General features: G+C 29.9%; 10 protein-coding genes. 9 read left to right on the top strand and 1 reads right to left on the bottom strand.

The genetic code is table 11. The features are described from left to right. The 8 genes from RT714_RS13340 to RT714_RS13305 form a co-directional block, all read left to right on the top strand. Positions 1-2,254: acyl-CoA dehydratase activase-related protein (locus tag RT714_RS13340; protein ID WP_313758280.1), on the top strand; the 2,254-nt coding region annotated here is incomplete at its 5' end. 16 nt (positions 2,255-2,270) lie between these two features. Further along, positions 2,271-3,635 carry a 2-hydroxyacyl-CoA dehydratase gene (locus RT714_RS13335; RefSeq protein ID WP_313758279.1) on the top strand — a complete coding sequence of 455 codons (1,365 nt, stop codon included), beginning with the start codon at positions 2,271-2,273 and terminating at the stop codon, positions 3,633-3,635. A 322-nt stretch (positions 3,636-3,957) separates the two neighbouring features. Continuing rightward, positions 3,958-4,215 carry a hypothetical protein gene (locus RT714_RS13330; RefSeq protein WP_313758277.1) on the top strand — a complete coding sequence of 86 codons (258 nt, stop codon included), beginning with the start codon at positions 3,958-3,960 and terminating at the stop codon, positions 4,213-4,215. Beyond that, positions 4,215-4,850: a transposase gene (locus RT714_RS13325; RefSeq protein ID WP_313758276.1), complete on the top strand. Its 636-nt coding sequence runs from the start codon at positions 4,215-4,217 to the stop codon at positions 4,848-4,850. The genes RT714_RS13330 and RT714_RS13325 overlap by 1 nt, the downstream gene beginning before the upstream one ends. Beyond that, entirely contained in the window at positions 4,820-5,167 is a 348-nt protein-coding gene (locus RT714_RS13320; protein WP_313758275.1) for a hypothetical protein, read from the top strand. The genes RT714_RS13325 and RT714_RS13320 overlap by 31 nt, the downstream gene beginning before the upstream one ends. A 404-nt stretch (positions 5,168-5,571) precedes the next feature. Beyond that, positions 5,572-6,117: a transposase gene (locus tag RT714_RS13315; RefSeq protein ID WP_313758273.1), complete on the top strand. Its 546-nt coding sequence runs from the start codon at positions 5,572-5,574 to the stop codon at positions 6,115-6,117. A gap of 317 nt (positions 6,118-6,434) precedes the next feature. Continuing rightward, positions 6,435-6,977, top strand: coding sequence for a hypothetical protein (locus RT714_RS13310; protein WP_313758271.1), 543 nt, complete (start codon positions 6,435-6,437; stop codon positions 6,975-6,977). Between the two features lie 95 nt (positions 6,978-7,072). Beyond that, positions 7,073-7,585 (top strand): hypothetical protein, encoded by a 513-nt coding sequence (locus RT714_RS13305; protein WP_313758270.1) that lies wholly within the window; start codon positions 7,073-7,075, stop codon positions 7,583-7,585. Positions 7,586-7,822: 237 nt separating this feature from the next. Here the strand turns inward: RT714_RS13305 and RT714_RS13300 are convergent, their stop codons facing one another. Further along, on the bottom strand, positions 7,823-8,317 hold the full coding sequence (locus tag RT714_RS13300; RefSeq protein WP_313758268.1) for an ECF transporter S component: 495 nt from the start codon (positions 8,315-8,317) through the stop codon (positions 7,823-7,825). Positions 8,318-8,531: 214 nt separating this feature from the next. On the opposite strand from RT714_RS13300, the gene RT714_RS13295 reads away from it, so the two are divergent. Beyond that, the coding region (locus tag RT714_RS13295) for an aldehyde dehydrogenase family protein (protein ID WP_313758266.1) at positions 8,532-8,983 on the top strand (452 nt) is incomplete at its 3' end.

Genomic DNA, 8,983 nt, shown 5'->3' with positions numbered 1-8,983 from the left:
TACCTTTTTATCTGAACTTAGAAAAAGCTTTGATAAAACTCTTAATACAAATGGAGTCTCTCCTAATAATTCTCTATATTTTGTTGCTCTTGGCGCAGCCTATATGTCTGATGCTCAAAAAGTGAATATAAAATCCATTGTAGATATGATTGAAACTGAAAATAATACCGGAACCTTTGCACATACTCCTCCATTATTTAATAATATGAAAGAATATGAAGACTTTATTTCTAGGCATAGTGCAGAAAAGGTCATATATTCAAGTGCCAAAGAATATAATGGAAAAGCGTATCTTGGCATTGATGCAGGCTCTACTACAATAAAAATGGTAATAATTGATGATAATGAAAATATATTAAATTCAGTCTATCTTTCAAATAGGGGCAATCCTGTATCCATTGTGAAAGATTTTTTACAAAATTTTTATAATGATTATCCAAATATTGAAGTAGTCTGCAGTACAGTAACGGGGTACGGGGAAGATATAATAAAAAATGCCTTTCAAATAGATTATGGAATTGTGGAAACTATTGCACATTTTACTGGTGCTAAGAAGTTTAGACCCAATGTGGATTTTATAATAGATATAGGAGGACAGGATATTAAATGCTTTAAAATAAAGAACGGTATTGTTGATAATATATTTTTAAACGAAGCTTGCTCTTCTGGTTGTGGATCATTTTTACAAACCTTTGCTGAAGCTTTAAACTACAATATTCAAGATTTTTCAAACTTAGGAAACTTTGCTCAAAACCCTGTGGATTTAGGTTCTCGTTGTACTGTTTTTATGAATTCCTCTGTAAAACAAGCTCAAAAAGACGGTGCAACCATTGAAGACATCTCTGCTGGTTTATCAACTTCAGTAGTCAAAAATGCATTGTATAAGGTAATTAGAGTTACTTCCACTAACCAGTTGGGTAAAAATATTGTAGTTCAAGGCGGAACATTTTTAAATAATGCTGTACTTCGGGCTTTTGAAATGGAAATAGGGCAGAATGTTATTCGCCCCAATATTGCAGGTTTAATGGGTGCTTATGGTGCAGCTCTCTATTCAAAATCTAATCCTAAGGATAAATCTTCAATTTTATCTTTAGATAAATTAAAATCCTTCTCCCATGAAGTCCAAGGAACTAATTGTAAACTTTGCAGCAATAATTGCAGATTGACCATTAATACATTTGATACTGACAGAAAATTTATTAGTGGCAACCGATGCGAAAGACCTTTGACAAAAAAAGAAGGGCGAAAACAATTAAGTATATATGATTATAAGCTGAAACTATTAAGTAAGTATAAGCCTGTTAAGGGACAGCGAGGACAAATAGGAATACCTATGGTATTAAACATGTACGAATTATTACCTTTTTGGCATAAGTTCTTTACTGAATTAGGATTTGAAGTAATTACTTCTCCTAAATCCAATAGGGATATTTATTTAAAAGGACAACATACTATTCCTTCTGACACAATCTGCTATCCTGCAAAACTTGTTCATGGACATATTGAGGCTTTAATCGATTCGGGTATTAGTACAATATTTTATCCCTGTATGAGTTATAATTTAGACGAAGGTCTTGGAGATAACCACTATAATTGTCCTGTGGTTGCATATTATCCTGAAGTTATAGATGCAAATATCCCACAAATTAAAGATATTAATTTTATCTATGATTATATTGGACTCCATAGACCAAAGGATTTTATAAAAAAAATCCACCTTATCTTAAATAGAAGCTTTAAAGATATTAGTTTAGATGAGATCAAAATAGCTTCTACTAAAGCCTATGATGAATATTATTGTCACTTAGAAAATATTCAAAATATGGGTAGATATTATATAGATTATGCAAATAAAAACAATTTACCAATTATAGTCTTAGCAGGGAGACCTTATCATGTGGATCCTGAAATAAACAATGGAATAGATAAACTAATATGCCAACTAGGCAGCGTAGTTATATCAGAAGATGTAATTAGTGGAAATGTATCTAAATTCCCAACTACAGTATTAAATCAATGGACTTACCATGCTAGGCTATATGCTGCTGCTAAATATATAGGTAATAAAGATAATATGAATTTAGTACAATTAGTTTCTTTTGGATGCGGACTAGATGCTGTCACTACAGATGAAGTAAGAGAGATCTTGGAAAATGAAGGAAAAATTTATACTCAAATAAAAATAGATGAAATCACTAATCTTGGAGCTGTGAAAATTAGACTTCGTAGCCTGATGGAAGCTCTCAACCAATGAAAGGAGTCATGGTAATATGGCAAATTGTATTAATACACAAGATTCAAATGTCGTATTTACTAGGAAAATGAAAAAGGATTATACTATTTTAATTCCAGATATGTCTTCAATCCACTTTTCTCTTTTTAAAAAGGTTTTTGAGCAATATGGATATAAGGTAGAACTCCTTGAAAACGAAGGCTCTTCTGTTGTGAATGAAGGATTGAAATATGTCCATAATGATATCTGTTATCCAGCATTGCTTGTAATTGGTCAAATGCTTGATGCATTAAATAGCGGTAAATATGATATTAATAAAGTAGCCCTACTTATTAGTCAAACAGGAGGAGGTTGTAGAGCATCTAATTATATACATTTACTTAGAAAAGCATTAAATAAAGCTGGATATAATAATATACCCATCATTTCCTTTAATATTAAGGGACTTGAAAAAAACAGTGGATTTAAACTTACATTATCCTTGATAGATAAACTATTAGTAGCTCTTACATATGGTGATATCTTGATGTTATTAAAAAATCAAGTTAAACCCTATGAAATGTCAAAAGGTAATACTGAGGATTTAGTAAATTTTTGGATTGAACATTTAGGAAAACAATTTAAACATGATAAGGGATATAAAATAAAAGAAATAAAGAGAAACTTAGAAAGAATAGTAAAGTCCTTTACACAAATTCCAATTTTCTACGAAGAAAAAATAAAAGTAGGAATTGTTGGGGAAATTTATGTAAAATATTCAAAATTAGGAAACAACCATCTAGAAGACTTCCTCATAAATGAAGATTGCGAAATCATGGTTCCAGGTATTATGGGATTTGCAATGTATTGTGTTGATAATTCCATAGAGGATGTTAATATATATGGGGGAAGTAAAGTAAAGAAAATAAGTTCATCCTTAGTAATGAAATACCTTAAAATATATGAAAATATGATAATCCGAGCAATTAAAAAATATAGCGATTTTACACCTCCATCTTCCTTTGAAGATTTAAAGACCTTAGCAACTGATATAATAAATCCTGGTTGTAAGATGGGAGAAGGCTGGGTACTCACAGGTGAAATGGTTGATTTAGTTAAAGCGGGATACGAAAACATCGTATGTACTCAACCCTTTGGATGCTTACCTAATCATATAGTAGGAAAAGGTATGATACGCAAAATCAAGTCCCTATATCCTACTGCAAATATAGTACCTATAGACTATGATCCTGGCGCTACTAAAGTAAACCAAGAGAATAGAATTAAATTAATGTTATCAGTTGCTAAGGAAAATCGTGGATTAAATAGTCTTACTAGAAAATATGAATTAACAGATAAAAAAGAAAAAACTCCTGAATCTAAAGGATATAAATTAGGAAAACAATTGAAAGCAGGAAATTAATATAAAGCATACAAAATATCTTGCTCAATGATATTGTACAATAATTATCCCATGGAAAACTTACAAAACTTTAATTCTATATGTAATGTGAGTTTACTGTTCTAGCTGGAAAGTTAAAATAGAACTTTCCTCTGAATTATATAAAAAAATACCCACCAGCTAAGCTCAACATCATAAATTTAAGGAAATCTGATATAACATTTACTATTTATCAGATTTCTTTTTCATCTATATACGTTAAAATAGAAATAGAGACGATTATACGTCTAATCATTATAGGGAGCAATTTGCAAAAATAGTTGAAGTAATTAAATCAGATGCTATGAAAGAACATGCACATCTGGACTACACAAATAGTTTTATAAGAAAAAGGAAGATGCCATTAGAAGATATTATCTTATGTGTACTTTCCAAAAAAGGATTGACAACAGCAATGGAAATCCATAAATACTTTATTCAAAAAGGAGCAACTTCTATGAGTATTTCGAAACAAGGGTATTTGCAACAACGTAAAAAATTAAATTATGAAGCGTTTTCTTTTTTAAATAGGGAATATCTTCAAAGATTTTTATTCCTCTGATGAACCAATATTATGGAATAATCACATCGTGCTTGCTATACGGAAGTAAGGCAGAAATCCCTAACTCAGGTGAAAACAGGGAAGCCTTTAGTGATAGTAGTAATCAACATGGGAAATGTGAAGTTAGGGCTTTAGCAAGTTGCATGTTTGATGTTTTCAATCATTTCTTTTTGGATTTGCAAATACATTCTATCAAAGCAAGTGAAAGTGAATTACCAAAACAAAATATTAATGCTGTAAAAGAAATACTTAGGGATATTCCCTTTATCATTGTATTCGATAGAGGATATCCCCCCATTGAATTTGTCCATTTTCTAGAAAAAGAGGGTACTAAATATTTATTCCTATTGTCCTCAAATGCTTATAAACAGGAACGAGAACTTATGACAAAGCAAGACGAGCCTGTGAAACTAATACATACTTCTCCAAGCTTAGCTAAAATTAAAAAGAATCATCCTGAAGTTGTAAAAGAGCTGAAAATAAATGGACACACCTATACAAAAATTATTTCTTCTATTCTTCCCTCTGACAACGAGATAGCTCTAATAAGTAACCTACCATTTCAAATTAGTGGAGAAGAAATAAAAAACCTATATTTTAAGAGATGGGAAATAGAAAAAAATACCATACACTGAAAAACAAAACGAAACTTAAAAGCGTAACAGGAAAGGCAACTATTTATATTTATCAAGATTTTTGGGCACAAATAGTAGTTTATAACATGATACAGGATGTTTTGCATGCATCAAATGAAAAAATAATAGAAAAAGCTAAAGAACAAGGATATAAATATCCAATTCGAATCAGCGAAAACATTGCAATTGGATTGCTTAAGGAAGAACTTATCAAAATAATGCTTGAATCAAGTGGTAAGATCAGAGGGAATCGCCTAATTCAGTTGCAAGAATCAATCGAAAAATATGTAGTGCCAGTGAGAAAACTTAAAAGTTAAGATAGGAAATATAATCTATCTAATAAGTATAAGAATAATCAAAAAAATAGTTTCTAAAAAAGAGTATAAAAATCTATTCTGACCAAGGGATTTTTTTGCTCTTTTCTAGGTCAATATGTGGCAATTGTCACGAATTGAAAAAATATTAATGGCACAATGAAAATCCCTACCACGTCATGGAAAAAATCTATACCTAAGAAATTAAAGAGTTCTTAAGCTTATGATGTTACACTTAGCGGGTGGTATTCTTTATATAACAAAACCCAATTCTTAGATATTGCTGTAGATTTAACATACTCGGGAAAGTTTCACCTGAATCTACCTTCATCTAAATAAACTAATTGACACTGAAGCACTTGAAGAATTATTTCACCAAGTAGTATTACAAGCTAGATAATTAAATATTGTTTGATGGAAGTCATATATCTATTGATTCCACTAAATTAAATTCTTATGAAGCTACAAAACTTAAAAAGCCTATAGTAAATAATGGAACTAATCCTAACTTTGGAATGAAAAGAGATACTAATGGTAATAACATACGGTGGTTTGGTTGGAAACTGCAGATATTATGTGATTCTAAAAGTGTACTACCATTAGTTGTATTAGTTATTCCAGCTAGCAATTATGATGATACTGTAGCAATATCTCTAATTGAACAATTTTTTAATAATTACAAAGATGCATTTAAGCTAACTTACTATTCTATGGATTCAGGTTATGATTTTGAGTATATCTATAGCGATAGAATAAATAAATTTAACGGTATTCCGATAATAGCTTATAACCCTCGGAAGATTTACACATCACCTGAAGGGTTAGATGATGATTTTAATCCTATCTGCTCTAGAGAATATAAGTTAGTATATTGGTGCAAAGATGAAAATTATCTAAAATTTAGATGTTCTCATTCTTTAGGTAAGTGCAACTGTCCCTTCGAGATGAATTGATGTTCTTATAATTATGGATACACTTTAAAATTAACTATAAAGAAAATTCAAGAATATATAGTTATCTACTAATATCTTCTATCGAATGGTAAAACCAATATAATAAAAGAAATTCAGTTGAAAACTCACTCTTTTTTCAGTTTTATAAAATATTAATTATGCAATTTCCTCACTTAAATAAGAAAAGTAAAATTATTAAGTAAGAAATTTAACATTATTTCTATTCGACAACAAGATTTGACAAAATCTAAGAGCTTATAAAGATATAATACAATAAATGGGTATAGATTTTGCAAAACTACAAAGGAGGACAAAACATGGGAAAGAGATCAATTAGAAAAGTAGCATTAATACTTTTAACATTAATGATGATTTTTGGCACAGCAAGTGCATATACAGCAGCTGAAGAAACTAGTTTAAATCAGGCGAAAGTATATATAGATGAAAATGGCATGATGGATTTTTCTGGCTTAGAGGTAGAGTTAATTGAATCAGAAGGTGGAATCTATAAAGCAGAAATTTTAATAGAAGACAAAAACGCGACAATGGCGTCAGGTCCAAGTGCGGTAATGACATGGAGTTTATCCAGAGATGCAAACTACGACAACTTATATGACATATATTACAATATTACTGCTAATACGCTTATAAATGGCGTAGTTGGAGACTTAAAAATAACTAATACAAGCGTACTGTATCCAGAGACATATTTTGAAATAGATGGGTATGCAAAATCATTCCCAGCTACAACTTTCTATGCTGGCAATGCAGGAAAAATGGTGGGGCCTAGGGGTGAGAAAATAAAATTAAGCTTTACAAATACTAAAATGTTTTTTCTTTCATCTGGCTGGCTTAGTTGAGTAGGTTTCACAGGAACATATCTGTTAGATTAAATTAGAGTAATATAAAGCTTTTTCTACACCCATTATTATACTTAAAAATCGAGGGATTACACATGAATAACGAAGATATACTATTTGGAAATATAATTTTTTTGAAAGACAAATATAAAGATAAAATACATTCGTGTAAAAAAGATATTAATGATTTAGTAGATTTTATTAAAACGAAATTTAATATTGTTGAAAATATCCAACTAGATAAAATCTACCAAAAAGATGTAGAGCTGACAAAAATCAATTCTCTACATTCTTGGAATAACTTAAAAAATAAATATAAATTTGAAGATCTAGATGTTATTGGTTTTGAAATAGTTAAAGATGATAAAAGCGAAATATATTATAAATCACATCTCAGTGACCTTATTATTCCTAATAGCAATGTCATTGTACCTAGTAGGATAATAGTATTACTAGAATCTAAAACAGAATATATTTACTGTAATAACGAATTGTTGAACAAAGAGCTTATGCTATATCAAGGAATTGACGAAAATGATATTTTGAATGATACACCACAGTTAATTACATATTTGAGACTTCTTGATGAGTCAGAAAACTTTAAATAGCTGTAAACATCAAAGAATTGATGTATAGAAATTGGACTTAACAGCTAATATAGTAAATCCAGTAAAAGCTAGATTTTCTAATAACTCTACTGGATTATATTTTAAATTTCTATTTAGTTTGAATTTTTAAATCATCGGGTAAATCCTTTGGAAAAGGTAATATTTTTAATAAACTGTTCTTCTTCATAGGATCTATGTTAAATATAAGCCTGACAAAAACATCTGTCAGGCTTATATTTAATTGGTTATTCTCGTCTTTTTTAATAATCTATATAATACTACTGCTGTAACTGCTCCAAGAAGTCCTTGCATTAAATTGCCTGGTATAGATGCTACTGCTGCCTTTGCTCCATACATAAATATTTCTGCAAAGTAATATCCAAATGCCATCCACACTCCACCAACTGTTGTTGCTATAATTGGCGTTCTTTGACATAATTTAGTCTCAAGTAATTTTCCTGCTATATAACCTTCTAGACCTTTTACTATAAATGTAATCGGAGCATAATGACTATATCCTAATAATATATCAGCTAAGCCTGAACCTAAGCCTCCTACTAAAAAACCACCTTTTTGCCCTAAAATTAAAGCTGCTAAAAATACTACCATATCTCCCAAATTTAAATATCCATTTGTTCCTATAGTAGGTATATGAATTACCATAGTCATTACCGTAGTTAGAGCCATAAGGACTGCTATTCTTGTGATTGTCTTAGTATTCATATCTTTCATTTTTATTCCCCCTTCTTTATTGTATGGATACAATTAATCTCAACCTATGTAGTGTTTGTATGTATATGATAACACTTGCATTACGCTTTTTCAATAGTTTTTTAAAGTAATTAGAATATTTATTTCTCTTTACTATTTTAAAATTAAAAGTATAGATTAAATTAAAAAGTTATATGATATCATATATGTATACCAAATTAAAAGGAATGATACTATGCTACAAAATCCATATGAACCAAAAAGAAAATATTTTGATAATGGCAATACTAGAAGCTATAAGTTTAGGAAAACACAACTTGAAAAACTAAAAATTGTTGTGAAAAAACATGAAAAAGATATAATCAATGCTCTTACTTTAGATTTAGGTAAACCTATATTTGAGTCCTATACTGCTGAAATAGGAGTAGTATATCAAGAATTAAATCATGCAATAAAAAACTTAAGATATTGGATGAAGCCTAAAAAAGTTCCTACGCCTATCTACCTGCAACCAGCTAATAGCTATATATATTCAGAACCAAAAGGCATAGTATTAATAATCAGTCCATGGAACTATCCATTCCAATTAGCTATTTCACCTTTGATAGGTGCAATAGCTGCAGGAAATTGTGTTGTCTTAAAACCGTCAAATCAATCAAAAGAAACGGAGAAAATAATCTCGAAAAT

Origin of the sequence: Tissierella sp., assembly GCF_032104385.1 — a bacterium.
Classification (GTDB): Bacteria; Bacillota; Clostridia; order Tissierellales; family Tissierellaceae; genus Tissierella.
Note: the sequence above shows the minus strand (reverse complement) of the source record. Positions and strands in the feature narration are given on the sequence as shown.

What these genes read in the sequence shown, in the direction of transcription:
- RT714_RS13335 (WP_313758279.1), top strand. Translation starts at nt 2,271, where the DNA reads ATGGCAAATTGTATTAATACACAAGATTCAAATGTCGTATTTACTAGG.
- RT714_RS13330 (WP_313758277.1), top strand. Translation starts at nt 3,958, where the DNA reads ATGAAAGAACATGCACATCTGGACTACACAAATAGTTTTATAAGAAAA.
- RT714_RS13325 (WP_313758276.1), top strand. Translation starts at nt 4,215, where the DNA reads ATGAACCAATATTATGGAATAATCACATCGTGCTTGCTATACGGAAGT.
- RT714_RS13320 (WP_313758275.1), top strand. Translation starts at nt 4,820, where the DNA reads ATGGGAAATAGAAAAAAATACCATACACTGAAAAACAAAACGAAACTT.
- RT714_RS13310 (WP_313758271.1), top strand. Translation starts at nt 6,435, where the DNA reads ATGGGAAAGAGATCAATTAGAAAAGTAGCATTAATACTTTTAACATTA.
- RT714_RS13305 (WP_313758270.1), top strand. Translation starts at nt 7,073, where the DNA reads ATGAATAACGAAGATATACTATTTGGAAATATAATTTTTTTGAAAGAC.
- RT714_RS13300 (WP_313758268.1), bottom strand. Translation starts at nt 8,317, where the DNA reads ATGAAAGATATGAATACTAAGACAATCACAAGAATAGCAGTCCTTATG.